The 22,245-nt window shown below is 73.0% G+C and carries 17 protein-coding genes, 1 tRNA gene and 1 pseudogene; 12 read left to right on the top strand and 7 right to left on the bottom strand.

Annotated features, from left to right (window positions below; genetic code table 11):
* Window position 1: 1 nt before the first annotated feature.
* Both iolB and ACFVDM_RS18025 read left to right on the top strand, forming a co-directional pair.
* Window positions 2-889: a 5-deoxy-glucuronate isomerase gene (gene iolB / locus ACFVDM_RS18030; protein ID WP_383640200.1), complete on the top strand. Its 888-nt coding sequence runs from the start codon at window positions 2-4 to the stop codon at window positions 887-889.
* Window positions 890-1,086: 197 nt separating this feature from the next.
* On the top strand, window positions 1,087-2,586 hold the full coding sequence (locus ACFVDM_RS18025; protein ID WP_383640198.1) for a CoA-acylating methylmalonate-semialdehyde dehydrogenase: 1,500 nt from the start codon (window positions 1,087-1,089) through the stop codon (window positions 2,584-2,586).
* Window positions 2,587-2,690: 104 nt separating this feature from the next.
* Here ACFVDM_RS18025 and ACFVDM_RS18020 read toward each other — a convergent pair whose 3' ends face one another.
* Window positions 2,691-3,416 (bottom strand): VC0807 family protein, encoded by a 726-nt coding sequence (locus tag ACFVDM_RS18020; protein WP_383640195.1) that lies wholly within the window; start codon window positions 3,414-3,416, stop codon window positions 2,691-2,693.
* 206 nt (window positions 3,417-3,622) lie between these two features.
* Here ACFVDM_RS18020 and ACFVDM_RS18015 point away from each other — a divergent pair, with 206 nt between their 5' ends.
* On the top strand, window positions 3,623-4,309 hold the full coding sequence (locus tag ACFVDM_RS18015; RefSeq protein ID WP_383640192.1) for a DUF4291 domain-containing protein: 687 nt from the start codon (window positions 3,623-3,625) through the stop codon (window positions 4,307-4,309).
* Here the strand turns inward: ACFVDM_RS18015 and ACFVDM_RS18010 are convergent.
* The gene (locus ACFVDM_RS18010) at window positions 4,273-4,740 is read right to left on the bottom strand and encodes a hypothetical protein (protein ID WP_383640189.1); all 468 of its coding nucleotides are present in this window, start codon (window positions 4,738-4,740) and stop codon (window positions 4,273-4,275) included. The genes ACFVDM_RS18015 and ACFVDM_RS18010 overlap by 37 nt on opposite strands.
* A 188-nt stretch (window positions 4,741-4,928) precedes the next feature.
* Here ACFVDM_RS18010 and ACFVDM_RS18005 point away from each other — a divergent pair, with 188 nt between their 5' ends.
* The 5 genes from ACFVDM_RS18005 to ACFVDM_RS17985 all read left to right on the top strand — a co-directional run bounded on the left by ACFVDM_RS18005 (window position 4,929) and on the right by ACFVDM_RS17985 (window position 11,829).
* On the top strand, window positions 4,929-5,693 hold the full coding sequence (locus ACFVDM_RS18005) for a hypothetical protein (RefSeq protein ID WP_383640187.1): 765 nt from the start codon (window positions 4,929-4,931) through the stop codon (window positions 5,691-5,693).
* A 214-nt stretch (window positions 5,694-5,907) separates the two neighbouring features.
* A complete protein-coding gene (locus ACFVDM_RS18000; protein WP_383640184.1) occupies window positions 5,908-8,568 on the top strand; it encodes an alpha/beta fold hydrolase in 2,661 nt (886 codons plus the stop codon).
* The gene (locus ACFVDM_RS17995; protein WP_383640181.1) at window positions 8,565-9,452 is read left to right on the top strand and encodes an ABC transporter permease; all 888 of its coding nucleotides are present in this window, start codon (window positions 8,565-8,567) and stop codon (window positions 9,450-9,452) included. Before ACFVDM_RS18000 ends, ACFVDM_RS17995 begins: the two co-directional genes overlap by 4 nt.
* Window positions 9,453-9,583: 131 nt before the next feature.
* Window positions 9,584-11,188 (top strand): von Willebrand factor type A domain-containing protein, encoded by a 1,605-nt coding sequence (locus ACFVDM_RS17990; RefSeq protein ID WP_383640178.1) that lies wholly within the window; start codon window positions 9,584-9,586, stop codon window positions 11,186-11,188.
* Window positions 11,189-11,382: 194 nt separating this feature from the next.
* A complete protein-coding gene (locus tag ACFVDM_RS17985; protein ID WP_383640176.1) occupies window positions 11,383-11,829 on the top strand; it encodes a DUF1772 domain-containing protein in 447 nt (148 codons plus the stop codon).
* A gap of 13 nt (window positions 11,830-11,842) precedes the next feature.
* Here ACFVDM_RS17985 and ACFVDM_RS17980 read toward each other — a convergent pair whose 3' ends face one another.
* The 3 genes from ACFVDM_RS17980 to ACFVDM_RS17970 form a co-directional block, all read right to left on the bottom strand.
* The gene (locus ACFVDM_RS17980; protein ID WP_383640173.1) at window positions 11,843-12,157 is read right to left on the bottom strand and encodes an L-rhamnose mutarotase; all 315 of its coding nucleotides are present in this window, start codon (window positions 12,155-12,157) and stop codon (window positions 11,843-11,845) included.
* Window positions 12,158-12,269: 112 nt separating this feature from the next.
* On the bottom strand, window positions 12,270-13,412 hold the full coding sequence (locus ACFVDM_RS17975) for a Fic family protein (RefSeq protein ID WP_383640170.1): 1,143 nt from the start codon (window positions 13,410-13,412) through the stop codon (window positions 12,270-12,272).
* A gap of 204 nt (window positions 13,413-13,616) precedes the next feature.
* Window positions 13,617-13,689: transfer RNA gene (locus ACFVDM_RS17970), tRNA-Arg, on the bottom strand.
* Between the two features lie 317 nt (window positions 13,690-14,006).
* Between ACFVDM_RS17970 and ACFVDM_RS17965 the strand changes: the two genes are divergently transcribed.
* From ACFVDM_RS17965 to ACFVDM_RS17950, 4 genes and pseudogenes are all read left to right on the top strand, one after another.
* Window positions 14,007-15,659, top strand: coding sequence for a dynamin family protein (locus ACFVDM_RS17965; RefSeq protein ID WP_383640989.1), 1,653 nt, complete (start codon window positions 14,007-14,009; stop codon window positions 15,657-15,659).
* A complete protein-coding gene (locus ACFVDM_RS17960) occupies window positions 15,656-17,695 on the top strand; it encodes a GTPase (protein WP_383640167.1) in 2,040 nt (679 codons plus the stop codon). Before ACFVDM_RS17965 ends, ACFVDM_RS17960 begins: the two co-directional genes overlap by 4 nt.
* A gap of 102 nt (window positions 17,696-17,797) precedes the next feature.
* Window positions 17,798-18,205 (top strand): annotated as a pseudogene (locus tag ACFVDM_RS17955) (single-stranded DNA-binding protein); the annotation flags it as partial.
* A gap of 492 nt (window positions 18,206-18,697) precedes the next feature.
* Window positions 18,698-20,152 carry a Cys-Gln thioester bond-forming surface protein gene (locus tag ACFVDM_RS17950; RefSeq protein ID WP_383640163.1) on the top strand — a complete coding sequence of 485 codons (1,455 nt, stop codon included), beginning with the start codon at window positions 18,698-18,700 and terminating at the stop codon, window positions 20,150-20,152.
* Between the two features lie 293 nt (window positions 20,153-20,445).
* Here the strand turns inward: ACFVDM_RS17950 and ACFVDM_RS17945 are convergent, their stop codons facing one another.
* The gene (locus tag ACFVDM_RS17945) at window positions 20,446-21,702 is read right to left on the bottom strand and encodes a tyrosine-type recombinase/integrase (RefSeq protein ID WP_383640160.1); all 1,257 of its coding nucleotides are present in this window, start codon (window positions 21,700-21,702) and stop codon (window positions 20,446-20,448) included.
* Between the two features lie 135 nt (window positions 21,703-21,837).
* On the bottom strand, window positions 21,838-22,080 hold the full coding sequence (locus ACFVDM_RS17940; protein ID WP_383640157.1) for a helix-turn-helix transcriptional regulator: 243 nt from the start codon (window positions 22,078-22,080) through the stop codon (window positions 21,838-21,840).
* Window positions 22,081-22,245 lie beyond the last annotated feature (165 nt).

Below are 22,245 nucleotides of genomic sequence, written 5' to 3'. Positions count from 1 at the left end.
GATGCGCGAGAACACCGCGGACACCCCGCGCCGCCATCTGCCGGCCGGCAGCGCCGCGCACGGCCCGTACGCCCTGGACATCGCCCCGGAGCAGGCCGGCTGGGAGCGGTCGAGCCTGCGGGTGCTGGAGCTGGAACCGGGAGGAGTTCACACACTCGTCACCGGGGAGAGCGAGTGGATCGTACTGCCGTTGACCGGTGGCTGTACGGTGCACACCGCAGATGAGATCTTTGAACTGCTGGGCCGGAAGAGCGTGTTCAGCGGGGTATCCGACTTCGCGTACGTACCGCGCGACGCCCAGGCACAGATCGCCTCCGGCGCAGGGGGCCGCTTCGCCCTGGCAGGAGCGAAGTGCGAGCGACGACTCCCCGCTCGCTACGGCCCCGCGCCGGAGGTACCCGTCGAACTGCGGGGCGCGGGCACCTGCGCCCGGCAGGTCCACAACTTCGCCGCCGCCGACACCTTCGACTGCGACCGGCTGATCGCCGTGGAGGTCCTCACCCCGGGCGGCAACTGGTCCTCCTACCCGCCGCACAAGCACGACGAGCACCACCCCGGCGAGGAGTCCGTCCTGGAGGAGATCTACTACTTCGAGGTGGCCGGCGACGGCCTCGGCTACCACCGGGTCGCGCCCTCCCGCCCCGGCGGCACGGACGTCCTCGCCGAGGTGCGCACCGGCGACGCCGTGCTGATCCCCGACGGCTGGCACGGCCCCTCCATCGCCCCGCCCGGCCGCACCCTGTACTACCTCAACGTCATGGCGGGCCCGGGGGAGCAGCGGGAGTGGCTGATCCGCGACCACCCCGACCACCGCTGGATCCGCGACACCTGGCCGGACGCCCCGGCCGACCCCCGGCTGCCGCTCCCCGCACCGGAGGACCCCGCATGACCGGCCCGCGCACCCGCCGCTCTTGTGTCTACGTCGGGACCGAAACGGCAGACACAGTGTCGGGCCCCCCTCCCGCACGGGCGTGGTGGGATGGGCCCGTAGCCGAAACGGCCACTCGCCCGTCGGCGGTAGAAGCCCGGGAAGAGTACCTACGCCATGTCACCGACCGACGCCGCCACCTCTGAAGGAGTCACAGCATGAAGACCGTCAACCACTGGATCGGTGGAAAGACCGTCGAGGGCGCGTCGGGCACCTACGGCCCGGTCACCGACCCGGCGACCGGAGCCGTCACCACGCAGGTCGCGCTCGCCTCCCCGGAGGAGGTCGACGCCGCGGTGGCGGCCGCGAAGGCGGCGTACGCGACGTGGAGCACGTCCTCGCTCTCCGCCCGCACCGCGGTCCTGTTCCGCTACCGCGCCCTGCTGGACGCGCACCGCGACGAGATCGCCGCCCTGATCACCGCCGAGCACGGCAAGGTGCACTCGGACGCGCTGGGCGAGGTCGCCCGCGGTCTGGAGATCGTCGAGCTGGCCTGCGGCATCACCACCCAGCTCAAGGGCGAGCTGTCCACCCAGGTCTCCAGCCGGGTCGACGTCTCCACGATCCGCCAGCCGATCGGCGTCGTCGCGGGCATCACCCCGTTCAACTTCCCGGCCATGGTGCCGATGTGGATGTTCCCGCTCGCCATCGCCTGCGGCAACACCTTCGTCCTCAAGCCCAGCGAGAAGGACCCCTCGGCCGCCAACCTGCTCGCCGAACTGGCCTCCGAGGCCGGGCTCCCGGACGGTGTGCTGAACGTTCTGCACGGTGACAAGGTCGCCGTCGACGGCCTGCTGAACCACCCGGACGTCTCCGTCGTCTCCTTCGTCGGCTCCACCCCGATCGCCCGCTACATCCACACCACCGCCTCCGCGAACGGCAAGCGCGTCCAGGCGCTCGGCGGCGCCAAGAACCACATGCTGGTCCTGCCCGACGCCGACCTCGACGCCGCCGCCGACGCCGCCGTCTCCGCCGCGTACGGCTCGGCCGGCGAGCGCTGCATGGCGATCTCCGCCGTCGTCGCGGTCGGCGCCGTCGGCGACGACCTGGTCGCCCGCATCAAGGAGCGCGCCGAGAAGATCAAGATCGGTCCGGGCAACGACCCCACGTCCGAGATGGGCCCGCTGATCACCGCCGCCCACCGCGACAAGGTCGCCTCCTACGTCACCGGCGCCGCCGCCCAGGGCGCCGAGGTCGTCCTCGACGGCACCGGCCACACCGTGGAGGGCTTCGAGAACGGCCACTGGATCGGCCTCTCGCTCCTCGACCACGTCTCCACCGACTCCGACGCCTACAAGGACGAGATCTTCGGCCCCGTCCTGTGCGTGCTGCGCGTCGACACGTACGAGGAGGGCGTCGCCCTCATGAACGCCTCGCCGTTCGGCAACGGCACCGCGATCTTCACCCGCGACGGCGGCGCCGCCCGCCGCTTCCAGCTGGAGATCGAGGCCGGCATGGTCGGCGTCAACGTCCCGATCCCGGTGCCGGTCGGCTACCACTCCTTCGGCGGCTGGAAGGACTCCCTCTTCGGCGACCACCACATCTACGGCAACGACGGCGTGCACTTCTACACCCGCGGCAAGGTCACCACCACCCGCTGGCCCGACCCGGCCGACGCCCCGGCCGGCGTCGACCTGGGCTTCCCCCGCAACCACTGACACCTCCACCGCGACACACCGCAGGGCCGCTCCCCCGGGGCGGCCCTGCGGTGGTCCGTGGACGGGCCCCGGCCGGGACCCGTCGGGTGTGCCGTGCCGTACGGTCAGCGGCCGGAACCGGCGGCCGTCTCCTCGGCGATCATCCGCTCCATCGGGCCGACCCCGAGGCGCCCCGAGACCACGAAGGCGAGCAGCATCGCCACGACGAGGACCACGGTGCCCGCCCAGACCATCGTCTCGACGGGCAGGGCGTACGCCCCGGCGGCCCGCACCGCGCACTCGGCCAGCAGCGCCGCGCCCCACACCAGGGAGAACCGCCGCTCGGCCCGCCGGAACGCGGCCGAACCGGCCGACAGCCGTTCCCAGGCCGCGGACTTGGCCGCCTCGCCCCGGGTGATCCACGGCCGGATCACCTCCGTCATCATCGGCCGCCCGCGCACCACGCTCAGCAGGACGACCAGACCGATGGTGCTGCTCACCCCGCTGTCCTTGAGGAGCATCAGCCGCGCGTCCCCCGACACCAGGCCGAGCAGCAGGCTCACCACGTTCACCGTCACCATCAGCGCGGCCAGCGCGTTCAGCCGACGCTCGCGGACCACGCCCCACACCGTGCGCACCGCCGGCACCGCACTGCTCCAGGCCAGCGCCGCGAAGGTGCTCAGCCCGGCCGACTTCAGCGCGTAGTACGAGACGAGCGGCACCGCCACATCGAGCAGCAGCGGCTTCAGGCTGTCCAGCAGCGCCCCGCGCGGCGAGAGCGGGGCCTCCCCGGCCGGAACGGCGGACGGAAGGGCGGCGGGTGCGGCGACTGCGGCGGCCGGGCTGCTCATCTCGGTGTCCTCCCCGTGGTGCGGGGCCCTCACGGCGCCCGCTGCGATGGGTCCATCCTGTCCGCGGGCCCCGCCCGCCCGGCAGAGAAGCGTGTACCGGACTCCGTATGACGAATGTCAGGGGCCGGGGATGACACCGGCCGGGCGGCGCGGCCGTACGGAAACCCGTTCGCCTCCGCCCCGCCCCCGGTGTTGGGATGGTGCGCATGACCGAAGTTCAGCCGCCGCAGCACGGGATCCGGGCCCTGCACACCGCCACCACCCTCACCGTCTACCAGGCCTACCGCCCCGCCCTCGGCCTCCCCGCCGCCCGGGACGGCCGGTTCCCGGCCGCGTGGAAGCGGGACCGCATGACCTGGATCAAGCCCAGCTTCCTGTGGATGATGTACCGCTGCGGCTGGGCGGAGAAGGAGGGCCAGGAGACCGTCCTGGCCGTCGAGATCACCCGCGAGGGCTTCGACTGGGCCCTGGAGAACGCCGCACTCTCCCACTACGTCCGCGGCGTGCACCCCGACCGCGCGAGCTGGCAGCGCGACCTGCGCGCGGCCCCGGCCCGCGTCCAGTGGGACCCCGAACGCGATCTGCGCCTCAACCGCCTTCCGTACCGCTCGCTCCAGCTCGGGCTGGCGGGGGAGGCGTCACGGCGGTACGCGGACGAGTGGACGGTCTCCATCCGCGATGTCACCCCGCTGGCCCGGGAGATCCACGGACTGGTGCGGGCGGGCCGGGACGACGAGGCGGCCCGGCTGCTCCCGGAGGAGCGGGCCTACCCGGCGCCGGCCGAGACGCCGGTGCCGGTCGGGAAGACGGTGCCGACCGAGGCACTGGCGCCGGCGGCGGCCGAACGCGTCATGTGTCACGACGGTCCGGGCGGCGGATCCTCGCCGTCGTAGGCGGCCAGTGCGGCCTGCCGGCGTTCCAGCAGCTCGTCGAGGTCCTCGCGGGACACGGGCTCGTGGGCCAGGGCCACCAGGGCCCTCGCCTCGGCCGAGGCCCAGGCGAGCCGGGCACGCTTGTTGGCGCGGCGCCTGGTGTCGCTGTGGAGGAAGCCCGCTCCCGCCGCGAACCCGGCGGAGGCGAGGGCGGCGAGCGCGGCGGCGACGCGGGCGTCCGCCGAGGCCAGTCCCGCCACTCCAGCCGTGCCCGCGAGCAGGGCGGCGGGGAATCCGAGGGCGATGTCCGTTCTGGCCCAGAACTCCGCCCGGCGGTGCGCGAGTCTCCGCTGACGCGTCGCCTCGGCCCTCAGCCGCTCGACCTCGGCACGGAGGCGCTGCGCGGGACGCTCGGGACCCGGGGGCGTCGTTCCCTCGGTGGAATTGACCATAAAACATTCCAACACGCTTGCCATGAGAGGGAGTTGGTGTGCTCGGACAGTCTTCGGGCGGGCAGGGCGTGCGCTTCCCACAAGGGTGCGGAGCCCTCGGATATCGCCGCGCACGCGTACGCGGGCCCGCCCGGTGGGATCATGCCTCGGAGGAGCGCGTACACCGGACGGGCCGAGGGGGCGACGGAATGATCTCCGAACCGGAAATGGCCGGGGAGGACGGGACGTTCGGGGTTCCGGCCCCGCCCGAGGTCCTGGACCCGGGCGAGCCGCCGCCACCGGTGCGCGAACGGCGCCCGCGCGGACCGTGGCAGCGGTGGGCCTGGGCGCTCGGCGGGGCCGTGGCCGCCTCCGCCGTCTGGGGCGCCGCGCTGATCGTGTACCAGCCGGGGGACCGGGCACCGGACATGCACGGGTACCGGCTGGTCAAGGACCCCTGCCCCGGGATCGGGCTGAAGGCGCTCGGGTCCGCGATCGCGCCGAGGAGGGCGGGGAGCTACCTGCCCGCCGATGTGCTGCGGCATCCCGCGCTCGACCGTGCCTCCTGCTCCATCGGCCTCCGTGAGAAGGACGCCCCGGCGAACCGGGGCGGCATCGACCACTACAGCGTCAGCATCGAGATCGATCTGCACAAGAGGACCGACCCGCGCGAGGAGTTCGAGGCCCGGCGCAACGATTCGGTGCTGGGCTTCCAGTCCGAGGCCGAGGTGGAGATCGTTCCGGATCTCGGCGAGAAGGCGTATCTGCTGAGCGCGCCGGGAGGGGAGACGGAGCTGCGGGTCCTGGACGGCGGCGCGGTCTTCTCCCTGCGGCTCACCTCCTACTTCGTCTCGTCCCTCGGCCCCGGTGAGACCCGGGTCACCGCCGACGACGACGACGAACCCTCGACGAGTGCCTACCAGTCCGCCATGATCAGCGACATGCGCGACCTCATGGCGAGCCTCAAGCGCTGAGCCGTGCCCGGACGGCCCGCCCGGCGCCCGGCCGGACGAGCCTCTTGCGCCGAGCCGTTCCCGGGGCGGCTCCGCCCGGCCCCTGCGTCCGGCGGGTGCTCCCGACGTACCGCGTGCGCAGTACTCCGGGGCGGTGCCGTACGCCCTGAGGAGGCCCGGGAGTTCCGCCCGGCGGACCGCGTGGGCGGGGCGGCGGGCCGCATAGGCTCGACGCATGGAGACCCCTACTGCGCGACCCTCCCGGTGGCGGCGCCTGCTGCCCCGGTCCCGCGGCCGGTGGGCCGCGGGCATCGCCGCGCTCGCCGTGCTGGCCGGAGCCGGCACCTGGACCGCCGTGGCCGACGACAGCGCGCCGGCTGTGCACCGCCAGGACCGGATGATGCGTGTGGACGGGGTGTCCCTGGACACCTCGTACTTCACCACCGGCGGCAGCGGACGCCGGCCCGCCGTCCTCATCGGCCACGGCTTCGGCGGCAGCAAGGAGGAGACCCGGGCCCAGGCCGAACGGCTGGCCGCCGACGGGTACGCCGTGCTGACCTGGTCCGCGCGCGGGTTCGGCAAGTCGGGAGGGGAGATCGGGCTCAACGCGCCCGACCGCGAGGTCAGGGACGTCTCCCGGCTGATCGACTGGCTGGCCGGACGCCCCGAGGTGCTGCTCGACGGCGCGGGCGACCCGCGCGTCGGCGTCACCGGGGCCTCCTACGGCGGCGCCGTCTCCCTGCTGGCCGCCGGGTACGACCGGCGCGTCGACGCCATCGCCCCGGCGATCACGTACTGGAACCTCGCCGACGCCCTGTTCCCCGACGGGGTGTTCAAGAAGCTCTGGGCCGGCATCTTCGTCACCACCGGCGGCGGCTGCGAGAAGTTCGAGAAGCAACTCTGCGCGATGTACCAGCGGGTCGCCGTCACCGGGAAGCCGGACGCCGCCGCCCGCGACCTGCTCACCGCACGCTCCCCGAGCGCGGTCGCCGACCGGATCAAGGTCCCCACGCTGATCGTGCAGGGCCAGACCGACTCCCTCTTCCCGCTCGGCCAGGCCGACGCCATGGCCCGCGCCGTCCGGGCCAACGGCGCCCCCGTCGCCGTCGACTGGATCGCCGGCGGCCACGACGGCGGAGACCCCGAGACCGACCGGGTCCAGCGGCGCGTCGGCGCCTGGTTCGACCGCTACCTCAAGAAGGACGGCTCCGCCTCCACCGGGCCCGCCTTCCGCGTCACCCGCACCGGAGGCATCGACTCCACCGACGGCGCCGTCCGGACCCGGGGCGCGAGCGGGGACACGTACCCCGGACTGGGCAGCGGCCCGCACGCCGTCGAACTGCGCGGAAGGACCCAGCGGTTCGACAACCCGGCCGGGGCGAGCCCGCCCGCCATCTCCGCCGTGCCGGGGCTCGGCGGGGGGATCGCCCAGCTCTCCACCCTCGGTGTCGGCCTCTCCCTCGACTTCCCCGGCCAGTACGCCCGCTTCGACTCCGCCCCGCTCACCGCCTCGCTCCGCGTCACCGGCGCACCGGCCGTGCGCGTCACCGTGACGGCCGAGAAGGGCGACGCGGTCCTGTTCGGCAAGGTGTACGACGTCTCCCCGGACGGCAAGCAGCAGCAACTGCCCGCCCAGCTCGTCGCCCCGTACCGGATCACCCCCGCACAGCAGGGCAAGCCGGTCGAGCTGACCCTGCCCGCCGTGGACCACGCCTTCGACGCCGGGCACCGGCTGCGCCTCGTGCTCTCCGCCACCGACCTCGGCTACGCCTCCCCGGCCGCGCCGGTCGCGTACACCGCCTCCCTCGACGGACCGCTGACCCTGCCCACCGCCCCCGGACTGACCACCGCCCCCGCCGCCCTGCCCTGGTGGACCTGGGGCCTGCCGGCCATCGCGATCGTCGTCGCAGCCGTCCTCCTCCTGACCGCACGCCGCCGGACCACCGCCCCCGCCCCGGACCCCGCGCTCGCCGAGGTGCCGCTGCGGATCACCGGCCTGTCGAAGAAGTACGCCGGGGCCACCGACCGGTACGCCGTCCGCGACCTCTCCTTCCGCGTCGAGAAGGGGCAGGTCCTCGGCCTCCTCGGACCCAACGGCGCGGGCAAGACGACCACCCTGCGCATGCTCATGGGGCTCATCACCCCCGACGAGGGCGAGATCCGCGTCTTCGGACGGGCCGTCCGCCCCGGCGCACCCGTGCTGTCCCGCGTGGGCTCCTTCGTCGAGGGCGCCGGATTCCTGCCGCACCTGTCCGGCCGCGCCAATCTGGAGCTGTACTGGAAGGCCACCGGACGGCCCGCCGGGGACGCGCACATGGAGGAGGCCCTGGAGATCGCCGGACTCGGCGACGCCCTGGCCCGCGCCGTGCGCACCTACTCCCAGGGCATGCGGCAGCGGCTGGCCATCGCCCAGGCCATGCTCGGCCTGCCCGATCTGCTGATCCTCGACGAACCGACCAACGGACTCGACCCGCCCCAGATCCGCGAGATGCGGGACGTGATGATCCGGTACGCGGCCGGCGGCCGCACCGTCATCGTCTCCAGCCATCTGCTGTCCGAGGTGGAACAGTCCTGCACCCACCTCGTGGTCATGGACCGCGGACGGCTCGTCCAGGCCGGTCCCGTCGCCGAGATCACCGGCTCCGGTGACATGGTGCTGGTCACCTCCGCCCAGGAGATCGGCGAACCGCTCGCCGGGAAGATCGCCGCACTCCCGGGGATCGGCTCCGCCGTGCGCACCGACGACGCCCACGGGCTGCTCGTCCGCCTCGACGGCGCCACCACGCCCCAGCTCGTCGGCGAACTGGTGCGCCTCGACGTCCCGTTGACCGGTGTCGGCCCGCACCGCCGCCTGGAGGACGCGTTCCTCACCCTGATCTCCGGAGGCTCCGCATGAGTACCGCAGCCGCTCTCCCCGACCCTGCCGAGGCCCCGGAGGCCCCCGGCTACCGGGCCCGGCGGACCCTGCCGCTGCGCGTCGAGGCCGTCCGCCAGCTGCGCCGGCGCCGCACCCTGATCATGGGCGGGGTGCTCGCCGCACTGCCGTTCGTCCTGATCGCGGCCTTCGCCATCGGGGGCACCCCCGACGGCGGCGGCCGGGGCGGTGACCGGATCACCCTGATGGACACCGCGACCGCGTCCGCGGCGAACTTCGCGGCGACCTGTCTGTTCGTCTCGGCGGGATTCCTGCTGGTGGTGCCGGTGGCGCTGTTCTGCGGCGACACCGTGGCCTCCGAGGCGAGCTGGTCCTCGCTGCGCTATCTGCTGGCCGCGCCCGTGCCCCGGGCCCGGCTGCTGTGGAGCAAGCTCGTGGTGGCGCTCGGCTTCAGCCTCGCCGCGATGGTGCTGCTGCCGGTGGTCGCCCTGGCGGCCGGTGCGGCCGCCTACGGCTGGGGCCCGCTGGAACTGCCCACCGGCGGCGAACTCGCCGCCGGCGACACCGTGCCCCGCCTCGCGCTCGTCGTCGCCTTCGTCTTCGTCTCCCAACTGGTCACCGCCGGACTGGCGTTCTGGCTCTCCACGAAGACCGACGCCCCGCTCGGCGCGGTGGGCGGCGCGGTCGGGCTGACCATCGTCGGCAATGTGCTGGACGCGGTCACCGCGCTCGGCTCCTGGCGCGAGTTCCTGCCCGCCCACTGGCAGTTCGCCTGGGCCGACGCCCTCCAGCCCGATCCGGAGTGGGCCGGCATGGCGAAGGGCGCGGCCGTATCAGTGACCTATGCCCTGATCCTGGTCGCGCTGGCCTTCCGGGGGTTCAGTCGTAAGGACATCGTTTCCTGATCTCGACCTTCCGCCGCGGAGCGCCCCGCCGTTGCCGCATCGCAACCCTTCCGCAATCAACTCGCGGGTCCGCCGCACCGGTTCGCGCGTCACATTCACGAGTGGTGACACGACGACACTGGGGGTAGGGGATGGACCGCAGGACGCGGATGTACCGGGGAGCGGTGGGGCTGCTCCTGGCGGGCGGGGTGCTGCTCACGGGGTGCTCGGGGACGGACTCCGACCGCGGCTCCGCGACGAGCGACAAGCGCGGACCGGCGCCCGCCCCGGCCGCGACCGGCGGGGCGGTCCCGGGCGGCGGGACGGCCGGGGACCAGCAGCGGGCGGCGGAGGCGGACGGCCGGAAGAAGCCGGACGGGCTGACGGCGACCGCCCGCCCCGACTACCTCTCCACCTTCGCGCTGGACGTCGACACCGCCTCGTACGGCTACGCCCGCCGCACCCTGGCGGACGGCCGGCTGCCCGCACCGGAGACCGTCCGGCCCGAGGAGTTCGTGAACAGCTTCCGCCAGGGCTACCGGCGCCCGGCGGGCAACGGCTTCACCGTCTCCGTCGACGGGGCCCGCGCGGGCGGCGAGGGCGGCGACTGGTCCCTGGTCCGGGTCGGCCTGGCCACCAAGGCCGCGCCCAGCACGGCGGAGCGCCCGCCCGCCGCCCTCACCTTCGTCGTGGACATCTCCGGCTCCATGGCCTCGTCCGACCGCCTCGGCCTGGTCAAGACCTCCCTGGGCATCCTCACCGACGAACTGCGCGACGACGACTCGGTGGCGCTGGTCACCTTCAGCGACGAGGCGCGCACCGTCCTGCCGATGACCCGGATCCGGGACCACCGGCAACGGATCCACGACGCCGTCGACTCCATGGAAGCCACCGATTCCACCAACGTGGAGGCGGGCGTCCGGCGCGGTTACGAGGAAGCCGTCGAAGGCCACCGCGAGGGCGCCAACAACCGCGTCGTCCTGCTCTCCGACGCCCTGGCCAACACCGGTGAGACCGACGCCGACGCCATCCTGGAACGCATCGGCAAGGCCCGCCGCGACTACGGCATCACCCTCTTCGGCGTCGGTGTCGGCAGCGACTACGGCGACGCGCTGATGGAACGGCTCACCGACAAGGGCGACGGCCACACCACGTACATCTCCGACGAGGAGCAGGCCCGCAAGGTCTTCGTCGACCAGCTCCCCGCCCATGTCGAACTGACCGCCCGCGACGCCAAGGCGCAGGTCGCCTTCGACCCGGAGACCGTGCGGAAGTTCAAGCTGATCGGCTACGAGAACCGCAGGGTGGCCGACGACGACTTCCGCAACGACGCCGTGGACGGCGGCGAGGTCGGCCCCGGCCACACCGTGACCGCCCTCTACGCCGTGCTCCTGCGCGACGGCGCCTCCGGCCACGTCGCCACCGCGACCGTGCGCTGGCTGGACCCCCGCACCCGCGCCCCGCACGAGCGGACCGGCTCCGTGGAGGTCTCCCGTGTCCGCGGCGCCCTGTGGAACGGCGGCAGCGACCGCCTCCAGGTGACCGCCACCGCCGCCTACTTCGCCGAGGCCCTGCGCGGCGAGTCCCTCCCCGGCTCCCCCTCCCTGGCCACCCTCGCCGCCCACGCCGAGGACCTGGCCACCCGCACCGAGGACGACGCGGTGGCCCGCCTCGCCACGATGATCGGCCAGGCGGACCGCCTCAAGGGCGGCCGGGGCGGCCCGGAACCGAGGACGGACGAGGGCGAGATGGACTGAGCCCGGGGGAGGGGGTGAGAGGTCGAGAGGCAGGGCGCGGGACGGAGCAGGACGGAGGCGAGACGGACCGGCGCCCCAACCGGTCGCACGGGCGGCGCGTGGTCACGGCCGCGACGGACCGACGGTCCCCAACCGGTCGCACGGGCATGCGAATTCACCCCGTGCGACCGGACCCGACCGGCCATGATGGGCCCATGGACTCCCTGTTCCTCAGCCTCTCCGTCATCACGACCGGCCTCTACGCGGGCTTCCTGCTGACGTTCCTCGTCGCGATCATGCCCGGCATCGCCGCCCTGCCCGACCCGGGCTTCACGGCGGCGATGCGCCGTTTCAACGAGAAGGTCCCGGGGCCCGTCTTCCTGCTCCTCTTCCTCGGCGTGATCGCCTTCCCCGCCGTCGCAGCCTTCACCGAACACGGCGAGGACGGCTGGCCGCTCGTCCTCGCGGCCCTGGCCTGCGCGGTCGCCTCCCACCTCGTCACCGTCGCCGGCAACATCCCCCTGAACAACGCGCTCGCCGCCTCCGAGGGCGGCGACGACACGGCCGCCCGCACCGCCTTCGAGCCCCGCTGGAACGCCCTCCACCGCATCCGCACGGTGCTCTCCCTGGCCGCGTTCGTCCTGGCCGCCCTGGCGGTCTGAGCACGGAGCCCGGTCACGCCAGGTGGAACACCTCGGAGAGCGGCACCATCGCCTCGTCCGCCGCCTCCGTCTGCTCGAAGAACTCCGCCATCTCCCGCTGCCACCGCCCGTTCACCTCGGTCCCCGCCATGGCCTCCCGCGCCGCGTCGAAGTCCTCCGTCTCCAGATAACCCACCAGCAGCCCGTCCTCCCGCAGGAAGAGCGAGTAGTTCCCCCACCCCGCCGCCGACAACGCCTCCAGCATCTCCGGCCACACGGCGGCGTGCCGCGCGCGGTACTCCTCGATCCGGTCCTTGCGTACGTTCAGCAGAAAACAGACACGCTGCATGTGCGGTGCTCCCGACCCCTCGAATGAAAGGATTCAATCGCCGCTGGAAAGCTAGACGCGGGGTGGGGGCGGCGTCAATGAGGACCTTTGCCGCATCGTCGCCGGCAGGGGGTCATCGTTCTCGCCGGTAGGGATCCTTGTACGGCTCCGTGGACTGGCGGACCTCGTCCCGGACCGGATCCATGAGCGGGCCCGGGGCGTAGTAGCGGGCGCGGGCCTTGCCGTGGGGGACGAGCCAGCCGCGGGCCACGAGCTCGCGGATGTCGCGGATGGCCTGCTGGTCGCTGAGATCGGCGTCCTGCTGGTAGACGGTGCGCCGCACCTTCGCGTCCGAGAACGCGGGCAGCAGGGCGTAGACGACTCGCTCGTCCAAACCGGCGGCCTCGACACTGTCTACCAGGCGGGTCCAGGCCTGTGACATCACATCGAAGCGGCGCCGCGCCTGCTGGGCCTGGCGGTGGTGGGCGGTCAGGCAGAACCGGACCCAGGGCCGGGTGTCCCGCTTCGGGCTCCAGTGGGGGCCGCCCACGTCCTCCAGGATCTGGTAGTAGGCGTAGGTGTTCTGTCCCCGGCCGAGCCATTCCTCGATGGAGGAGAACTCGGGCGGCATCAGAGCCTCGCGGGAGAAAACGAGCGTGGACAGAGCGCGGGACATGCGCCCGTTGCCGTCCTTCCACGGGTGGATCTTGACGAGGTTGAGGTGGGCCATGGAGGCGCGGACGTGGACGGGCGCGTCGAGGTCGCCCTCGTTGAGCCAGTCGATGAACTCCGCCATGAGGGCGGGGACATCAGCCTGGTCCGGTGCGGTGTAGGCGGGGACGAGGGGGTCGTCGGGGCTCGTGACGTAGACGGGCCCGTCGCGCCAGCGGCCGGGGCGTTTGTCGAGGTGGTGGCCCTGCAGCATGAAGTGCAGGCCGTTGAACAGGCCGGCGTCGTAACGGAAGTCGTCCCCGGCGTCGGCGAGGGCCTGGATGTAGGTCATGCCGCGCTGGTAGCCCTCCAGTTCGGCACGCGTCTTCTCCCCGGTCTCCAGCGGTTCCTCGCCGGACATGAGGGCTTCCACGTCGTCGACCGTCGCCGCGTACCCCTCGATGGTGTTCGATCCGGCGATCGCGCGGGCGGTGAGATTGCGCCGCAGCTGGCGGGTCCAGCGCGGGGTGGCCCGGAGCATGTGGCGCAGGGCGCGGCGCATGCTCTCGATCTCGTCGAGGGCCCGCCGATCGTCGGCGTCGAGGGAGGGGGTCGCGTACAGCACCCATCCATGACACGATAATCGTGTCATGGAGTCAAGTGCGTGGCCGCGTTCCGGTGAAGAGCGGGTGGCCGGGCGCTGGGGCGGATCGTGCGCGGCCGAGAGGTGGCCCGGTGCTTACGTTCCCGCTACACCCGGCCCAGTAGCGTGCCCCCGACCAGCGAAAAGGCCCTCCGGCTGGAGGGCCCTGCGGTCGTCTGTTCTGTGCGCCCCCGGCAGGACTCGAACCTGCGGCCAAGTGCTTAGAAGGCACCTGCTCTATCCACTGAGCTACGGGGGCCGGGTGTGGGCCTCGGCGGCCTGGAGCCCTGGGACCGGGCGGTCCGTGACCTTGCCGGGACAAGGATAGGGCTCCATTGGGCTCGGCCCGGTTGCTTCACCTGCGTGGCACGATGTGTAGGTTCGGTGAAGCGAGACGATAATCGCAGGTAGGTGCGATTCATGCATCGCTTTTGACGCCCCGCGCCCCGGGTGTTGTGCACTCGTTATGCCTGCGCCCCACTCGTCCCCTCTGTCCGGACGGGGGAACCGGCGCGCAGAGGTGGTTATACGCTTCAAAAAGGCTCCAAAATTGGGCATTCTTCGCATGTGGTGACCTTGGACGTACGGCCTCAGCTCATCGACGCACTCTCCGCCCTGCGCGACTGTGTCGCCGCCGTGCGTCTGCCCCTCCCGCTCCCGGGCGCACCACGTGCCCGGCAGACCAGGACCGAGCTGCTGGCCCAGCTCGACGACTATCTGCTGCCCCGGCTCAAGGACCCCGAGGCACCGCTCCTCGCCGTCATCGGGGGATCCACCGGGGCCGGCAAGTCGACGCTCGTCAACTCACTGGTCGGACGCCGGGTCAGCGAGGCAGGGGTGCTGCGCCCCACCACCCGTACGCCCGTCCTCGTCTGCCACCCGGACGACCAGCACTGGTTCACCGGCATCCGGGTCCTGCCGCAGCTCACCCGGGTCTGGCTGCCGCCGGAGGAGTCCGCCGACCCGGGGCAGTGCGACGACCTGGACGGACTCGACGGCAACGCGGCCGAGGAGGGCACCGCGCTGCGCCTGGAGACCGCCACCGGACTCCCGCGCGGCCTCGCCCTGCTGGACGCCCCCGACATCGACTCGCTCGTCGTGCGCAACCGGGTGCTGGCCGCCGAACTCATCTGCGCCGCCGACGTCTGGGTCATGGTGACGACGGCGTCCCGGTACGCCGACGCCGTGCCCTGGCATCTGCTGCGCACCGCGAAGGAGTACGACGCCTCGCTCGTCACCGTCCTGGACCGGGTCCCGCACCAGGTGATCGCCGAGGTGTCCCGCCAGTACGGGGCCCTGCTCACCAAGGCGGGGCTCGGGGAGGTGCCCCGCTTCACCATCCCCGAACTCCCCGAGTCCGCGGGCGGAGGTAGCGGACTGCTGCCCACCACCGCCGTCGCCCCGCTGCGCGCCTGGCTCGCCCACCGCGCCCAGGACCCGGCGGCCCGTCAGCAGGCCGTCGGCCGCACGGCGGCCGGGATGATCGACTCCCTGGACGTCCGGATGCCCGCGCTCGCCGGGGCGGTGGCCGCACAGTACGCGGCGGCCGTGCGGCTGACCGGTCTGGTCGAGGACGCCTACCGCACCGAGGGCGCCCGCGTCCGCCGGCGGCTGCGCAACGGCGGCGCGCTGGCCGGGGACGCCCGGACCCGCTGGCGCGGCTATCCGCTGTACAGCACCGCCGACGAGGTCCTGGACGCCCTCGTGGAATCCCTGGCCGCGCTCCTGGAGTGCGCGGTGGCCGCCGCCGACGAGCAGATCCGCACCACCTGGCGCCGTGAACCCGCCTCCGGCGGCTTCGCCTTCGAGTCCGCGGGCCGTGAGGACGGCGGCTGGGGACCGGCCGAGGACATCCGGGGCCGGATCGCCATGACCGTACGCCGCTGGCGCCGCGTCCTGGAGGAACTGGCCGAGGAGGAGGTGCGGCTGATGGAACGCCATACCGCCCCGGCCCCCGAGACCGTCGCCGCCCTGCTCGCCGCCGCCCTGCTCGGCGGACGCCGGGCCCGTACCGCCGGTGAGCAACTGGCCGAACGCATCGGAGCCCAGGGCGCCCTGCGCCTGCGCGACAAGGGCGGGGCACTGCTCACCAGCTACCTCGACCAGGTGCTCGACGGCGAACGCGACCGCCGGCTCGCTCCGCTGGACCGCATGGACGTGGCCCCGGAGCCGCAGGCCGAACTGATCGCCGCCCTGTCCGTACTGCAGAAGGAGAGGTGGCAGCGATGACTGCCGTCACTGACGAAGGCCCCGGACGAGGCGGGGACGCCGGTTCCCGGGAACCCGCGCCCTCGTCCGTGCCCGGTCCGGGCGCGGATGCCGAGCGGGCCCCCGGGCGCACCGGCGAGGGCTGGGACGACGGGCTCATCGCCCGCCGCGCCTCGGCCGCCGCGGGGACGGACCCGTCCGAGGACCCGGCGATCCCGCCGGAGGACGAGCTGCGGCCCCAGGTCGAGGCGTACGTACCCTCCGGCAGCCCGCTAGGCCCCCGGCTGGACGCCCTGCGCGAACTCGTCGGCCTGTCCCGGGCCCGGCTGGACCGGTCCGATCTCGCCGAGGCCGGACGGGTGCTCGACGAGGCCGCCGCCCGGCAGCGGCTCTCCTCGCGCCACACCGTCGTCGCCATCGCCGGAGCGAGCGGCAGCGGCAAGTCGACCCTCTTCAACGCCCTCGCCGGCACCCAGATCTCGGAGACCGGGCTGCGCAGGCCCACCACCTCCCAGCCCCTGGCCTGCTCCTGGACGGACGGCGCGGCGGGGCTGCTGGACCGCCTCGCCGTCCCCGGACGCCTCAGGCGCAGGCCGCAGACCACCGGCTCCGCCGCCGACGAGGCGCTCCAGGGCCTCGTCCTGGTCGACCTCCCCGACCACGACTCGGCGGCCCGGGGCCACCGCGACCAGGTGGACCGGGTGCTGGCGCTGGTGGACGCGGTGATCTGGGTGGTGGACCCGGAGAAGTACGCGGACGCCGCCCTGCACGAGCGCTATCTGCGCCCGCTCGCCGGGCACGCCGAGGTCACCTTCGTGGTCCTCAACCAGATCGACCGGCTGCCCGGTGACGCCGCCGACCAGGTGCTCGACGATCTGCGCCGCCTCCTCGACGAGGACGGCATGGCCGTCGGCGAGCACGGCGACCCCGGCGCGACCGTCCTGTCCCTGTCCGCCCTGACCGGTGACGGCGTGGGCGAACTGCGCGACCTGCTGGGCCGGTTCGTCCAGGAGCGTACGGCGGCGACCCGCCGGCTCTCCGCCGATGTGGACGCCGCCGCGGCCAGGCTCCGCCCCGTGTACGTCGCCGAGGGGCGGCCGGGGCTGGGGGAGCGGGCCCGGGAGGAGTTCGCCGACCGGCTCGCCGACGCGGTCGGGGCCGCCGCCGCCGGACAGGCCGCCGAGCGCGCCTGGCGCCGCAACGCCGGACGCGCCTGCGGCACGCCGTGGCTGCGGCTCTGGCGCTGGTACGAGGCGACCCGCCGCCCCGGCGGCCCCGACCCCACCCCCGTCACCGCTCCGCCCGAGGAGCACCTCACGGCCCGTCAGCGCGTCGAACAGGCCGTCCGCACGGTCGCCGACGACGCCGCCGCCGGACTGCCAGGCCCCTGGGCCCAGGCCGTCCGTGAGGCCGCTGTCCACGGCGCGCGCGACCTCCCCGAAGCCCTCGACGCACTCGCCGGGCGGGCCGCCGGGGTCGAGGCGACGAGCACGAGCACGGGCATGGGGGCGGGATCCGGGGCGGGGACGGGATCCGGGACGGGGACGGGCTTTGGGGCGGGGAGCGACGGGGATTCCGGGGCCGGGGAGCGCGGCGGTGCCGGTGCCGGTGTCTCCGCCGGGTTCGGGGCCCGGGGCGAGGCCGGACGTGGCGAGGCCGGGCGTGGGGAGGCCGGGCGTGGGGGCGAGAAGCCGCCCCGGCCCGCATGGTGGCCCGCCGCCGTGCTCGCCCAGGTGGCGATGACGCTGCTCCAGGTCTTCGGCGGTCTGTGGCTGGCCGGCCAGATCATCGGCGTGCTGGAACCGGGGCTGCTGACCCCCGCTCTGCTGATGCTGGCCGGGATCGTGGGCGGTCCATTGGTGGAGTGGTCGTGTGCGGCGGCGGCCCGGGGACCGGCCCGGCGGTACGGGCAGGAGGCCGAGCGGCGGTTGCGCGAGGCGGCCGCGGCGCTGGGGCGGGCCAAGGTGCTCGATCCGGTCTCGGCCGAGCTGGTGCGGTACCGGGAAGTGCGCGAGCGCTTCGTGGCGGTGACGGAGTTTTCCACAACGGGGCGTTAGTCCACAGGGTTCAGCGGGAATTCCGCCTCCCCTTCACGATGGAACCGGTGACGGCGCGTATGAGCGCGGTCACGGAATCCGGACCGAAGGGGAGGCGGAGTCATGAACGAGACCTTGGTGACGCTGGTGGGAAACGCGGCCACGGGTGTGGAGTTCCGGGAGACGGCGAGCGGGGGAATGGCGCGATTCCGGTTCGCCGTGACACCGCGCCGCTGGGACCGCGAGAAACAGCTCTGGACGGACGGGCACACGAGCTTCTACACGGTCTGGGCCTGGCGCACCCTGGCCGCGAATCTCTCCGGTTCGGTCGCCGTCGGTGAACCCCTGGTGGTGCACGGGAGGCTGAAGGTGCGCGAGGAGGAACGGGAGGGGCAGCGGCGCACGTTCGTGGACATCGAGGCGACGGCGGTCGGCCACGATCTGACCCGGGGGACGTCCGCCTTCCGGCGCGCGGTGAGGGCCGATTCGGAGCGGACGGCGGTGACCCGGGGCGGCGGTGGAGCGGAACCGGACCCATGGGCGGTGCGGGAACGGCCGGGCGTGGAACCGGGGGACGGCGAGCGGCGGCCGGACGGTGAACAGGTCCGGGCGGCGGAAAACGATCGGTCGGCGGACCAGGTGCCGCCCGACGGCCCGGAACGGGACGAGGGGGCGGGGGCGCGCGGCGAACGGCCCGTCACCCGGCGGCGGACGGGACGTCAGAAGAAGGATCGGGAACTGGCCGCCGCGCCCTGACGGGCCGACGGAAGGCCCTCGGAGGAATGGCGATTTCCGGCCAAGATTCCTGTCGAGCAGACCCGGATCCGGTGTCCGGAGCCGGTCGTCGGGATCATTGCGCGGGATAACGATTCCGATTCGGAATGCTTGTCGGACGGTATGACGGGGGACTGTTCTACGCCCGGTCCTTAGGATTCCTCGGTACTCACAGGGCACTTGAGTCGGCTGGCGGGACATTCCCCACACACGTACCGGACGTGAGGGTCTCGCCCGGAGGGGAATTCTGTGTTTTCTGCTTCTTCAGCGACCGGTCCGTCATCGACGGCGGCGTCCGACACCGGGCGGAGACGGGGCATGACCCGGCTGGCCGCCACGCTGGTGGCGACCGGTCTGGTCGTGGCCGGCGCGCTCACCGGGGCGGGCGGCGCCGTCGCCGACGAGGCGCCCGCGCACCAGGGCGGCGCGACGGCCACCCTCGACGGACTGAAGACCTTCGACAGCGCGATCCTGCGGACGAACGGCAAGAACCAGAAGCTGCCCGCCGGGCTCTTCGAGATGACCGTCGACGGTGGGGGCACGCTCAAGACGTACTGCATCGACATCCACAACCCCACCCAGGACCAGGCGAAGTACCTGGAGACCCCCTGGAACCAGACCTCGCTCGGCACCAACAGGAACGCCGGGAAGATCCGCTGGATCCTGGAGCACTCCTACCCGCAGATCGACGACCTCCAGGCGCTCGCGAAGCAGGCCGGCACCGGCCCGCTCACCGAGCGGACCGCGGCGGCCGGCACCCAGGTCGCCATCTGGCGCTACTCGGACGACGCCGACGTCCGGGCCTCCGACAAGCAGGCGGAGAAGCTCGCGGACTGGCTGGAGAAGTCGGCGAACAACACCGTCGAGCCCAAGGCCTCCCTCGCCCTGGACCCGGTCGCCGTCTCCGGCCGCTCCGGGAAGCGCGTCGGCCCGGTCACCGTGCGCACCAACGCCGGTCAGGTCGGCGTGACCCCGCCGGCGGACGCCGCCAGCGGCGTCCGGATCACCGACAAGAAGGGCAAGCCCGTCACCACGGCGGTCGACGGCACCCAGCTCTGGTTCGACGTGCCGGCCGGGGCCGCCGACGGCTCCGCCGCGCTGACCGTCCAGGCCACCACCTCCGTCCCGGTCGGCCGCGCCTTCGCCGGGGCCACCCGGAGCCAGACACAGATCCTGGCCGGCTCCAGCGAGTCCACCGTCTCCGCGACCGCCACCGCCACCTGGGCCGGAAAGGGTGCCGTCCCCGCGGTCACGGCGAAGAAGAACTGCGCCAAGGGCGGCGTCGACGTCACCACCCGCAACACGGGCGACGAGCCGTTCACCTACGAGCTGGCCGGCGCCGAGCACACCGTCGCCCCCGGCCGGACCGAGACCGTCACGGTCCCGGTCGCCGAGGACCAGGCGTACGACGTCACGGTCACCGGGTCCGACGGCTTCACCCGCACCTTCAAAGGCGTCCTGGACTGCCTGACCGCCGGGACCGGCACCGACGGCCTCACCACCCAGACCGCCGAGCAGCCCACCACCACGACCGCCACCGCCGGCGGCACCGGCACCGCCTCCGGCCCCGAGGGCAACCTCGCCGAGACCGGCAGCTCCAACGCCACCCCGCTCATCGCCGGCATCGCGATCGCCCTGGTCGTCATCGGCGGCGGCGCGGTCTTCGTCCTCCGCCGCCGCAAGGACCGCCCCTCCGGCGACTGAGCCCGCCCGACCCGGCCGCGCGCCGACGCACCGCCGGTAACGCACCGCCGGTGACGCACCGGTCACGGCCCCGGTAGGGCCCCGCCACGGCGGGGCCCTACCGGGGCCGTCGCGTGAGGGGGAGGGGGCGGAGGCGGCCCGTGCGGTACTGGTTTCCGTCCGGGGATGGACGTCAGGCAAGATGGGGTGTGTCTTGCGGTACCTAGGTGCAGAAGGGCTCCTGACCAGCGGCGGAGCCGCGAGACAGGGGCCGGTCCGGGGCCGTGGGCCGGTAGGGGGCCGGTAGCTGCTCGTCAGGCCGCTTCCGAGAGCCCCAGCGGGCGGATGCGCTGGAAGACCGACGACACCGCCGCCCGCGCCTTCTCCTCGCTGCTCGGCAGGAGGTGGGTGTAGATCTTCAGCGTAAACCCCGGGTCAGAGTGCCCCAGGTAGACGCTCAGAGCCTTGATGCTGCCTCCGGCCTCCAGCACCACCGAAGCGTAGAAGTGCCGGAGAGCGTGCATGCCGTCGTCCGGTGCGGCGGCGTAGCGCCGCTCGCCCCTCTCACGCGGCGGAATGACACCCGCGTGGGCAAGGGCTGGCTTCCATACGAAGTCGTCAAAGTAGCTGCGCCAGATGGCGTGGCCCACACCGCTGGTGAACACCAGCTCCAGCGTCGTCGGCGGCCCGTCCGGGGTCTTCCAGGGCAGCGTGACGGGCACGGGCGGGAACAGGTCCATATGGTCCCGCAAGCCTGCCCCCACCACGGGGCTCAGGGGCGCGTCCCGGAGCTTGCCGCGCTTGGGCGGGGCGAAGACGAGGGTTCCGCCGACACGCTTGATCTGCTGTCGGACGTGCACCCACCCCGCCGCGAAGTCGATGTTGGGCTTGGCGAGCCCGAAGACCTCCCCCTGACGCAACCCACAGCCCCCGCCCGCGTCCACGGTGGCCGCGTAACGCGCGGGCAGCCCCCCGCGAACTGCCAGCACGCGCTCCTCGGACCAAGGCACGATCAGCCGGTCCTCCGGCACCGGGGCCTTAACCGACTGGGCATGACACGGGTTCGACTTGAGAACCTTGTCGTCCACCGCAGCGTTGAACAGCGCCGACACCGAGTCGTAGATGGCGCGGCGGTAGGTGCCGTTCGGTACTGCCAACTGGAGACTGTTTAGCCACGTCCGAACGTGCTCGGGCTTGAACGATCCCATCGGACGCGTCCGCATGTAGGGCACCGCGTGGAGCCGGATACGCCTGCGCACGACCTCCTGACTGACCTGGTCGGCAGTCAACCCGCCGAGGTACTTCTCGGCGTACTCGCCGAAGGTGACTCGACCCGCTTTCGGGTCGACGTAGTTCCCCGCGTCCATGTCGGCTTCGATGCGCGTCAGCCACTTGTCGGCCCGGCCCTTCTGCCGGTCCGGGAAGCTCTCCGACTTCTCGGTGCCGTCCGGGCCGAAGTAGCGCGCGCGATAGCGCATCCCGATGCCGTGGCGATCAGTCTTGACGCGAACGACCTTGCCGTCCGGGGTTGTCTCTTCCTTGAACCAACGGTCCTGAACGTAGCCAGCCATGCGGGCTGTGACCTCTCGTAGATGGTGGGCCGCATCCGAAAGGGGCTCCTGTCTCCCTTCGAATGCGGCCAGAAGCGGCGCTTCAGGGGGCGATGCGCATCCCTGCCGGACTCGGTGTCTGAGGGGGCGAGCGGGTCAGGCGGCGTCGTAGGCGGTCTGCTCGCGCACCCATGCCTGTACGGCGGCGGGGTCATAGCGCAGGTACTTGCCGATGCGGATGGCGGGCGGTCCAAGCTTCTTGCGGCGCCATGCGTAGACGGTCTCGACGCTCGGCAGGCCGAACATCGTGACCAAGTCGTCGGGGGTCAGGTAGCGGTCGGGGAGGCCGGCGCGGAGCGTGGTCTGCGGGTCGGTCTCGGGGGCACGTTTCGGGGCCACGGTGCGACTCCTTGGGGGGAGGGGCGGCTGTGCCTGTCCTAGGTGGGGATTTCTGCGTCACAGCGTCACGAGCGTCACGCGGGCTGTTGACCTGCGGTTTTGTGTGACGCGGGGGTGTGGGTGTGCGTCATCGGTGCGTCACAGGGTGCGTCACGGCGTGACGCA

The sequence above is a fragment of the Streptomyces sp. NPDC057682 genome (assembly GCF_042799575.1).
Lineage (GTDB): Bacteria > Actinomycetota > Actinomycetes > Streptomycetales > Streptomycetaceae > Streptomyces.
This window is presented reverse-complemented; position numbering and strand designations above follow the sequence as displayed.

Bases quoted from the DNA above. Each gene is read 5' to 3' on its own strand.
- iolB (WP_383640200.1), top strand. From the start codon at position 2: ATGCGCGAGAACACCGCGGACACCCCGCGCCGCCATCTGCCGGCCGGC.
- ACFVDM_RS18025 (WP_383640198.1), top strand. From the start codon at position 1,087: ATGAAGACCGTCAACCACTGGATCGGTGGAAAGACCGTCGAGGGCGCG.
- ACFVDM_RS18020 (WP_383640195.1), bottom strand. From the start codon at position 3,416: ATGAGCAGCCCGGCCGCCGCAGTCGCCGCACCCGCCGCCCTTCCGTCC.
- ACFVDM_RS18015 (WP_383640192.1), top strand. From the start codon at position 3,623: ATGACCGAAGTTCAGCCGCCGCAGCACGGGATCCGGGCCCTGCACACC.
- ACFVDM_RS18010 (WP_383640189.1), bottom strand. From the start codon at position 4,740: ATGGTCAATTCCACCGAGGGAACGACGCCCCCGGGTCCCGAGCGTCCC.
- ACFVDM_RS18005 (WP_383640187.1), top strand. From the start codon at position 4,929: ATGATCTCCGAACCGGAAATGGCCGGGGAGGACGGGACGTTCGGGGTT.
- ACFVDM_RS18000 (WP_383640184.1), top strand. From the start codon at position 5,908: ATGGAGACCCCTACTGCGCGACCCTCCCGGTGGCGGCGCCTGCTGCCC.
- ACFVDM_RS17995 (WP_383640181.1), top strand. From the start codon at position 8,565: ATGAGTACCGCAGCCGCTCTCCCCGACCCTGCCGAGGCCCCGGAGGCC.
- ACFVDM_RS17990 (WP_383640178.1), top strand. From the start codon at position 9,584: ATGGACCGCAGGACGCGGATGTACCGGGGAGCGGTGGGGCTGCTCCTG.
- ACFVDM_RS17985 (WP_383640176.1), top strand. From the start codon at position 11,383: ATGGACTCCCTGTTCCTCAGCCTCTCCGTCATCACGACCGGCCTCTAC.
- ACFVDM_RS17980 (WP_383640173.1), bottom strand. From the start codon at position 12,157: ATGCAGCGTGTCTGTTTTCTGCTGAACGTACGCAAGGACCGGATCGAG.
- ACFVDM_RS17960 (WP_383640167.1), top strand. From the start codon at position 15,656: ATGACTGCCGTCACTGACGAAGGCCCCGGACGAGGCGGGGACGCCGGT.
- ACFVDM_RS17945 (WP_383640160.1), bottom strand. From the start codon at position 21,702: ATGGCTGGCTACGTTCAGGACCGTTGGTTCAAGGAAGAGACAACCCCG.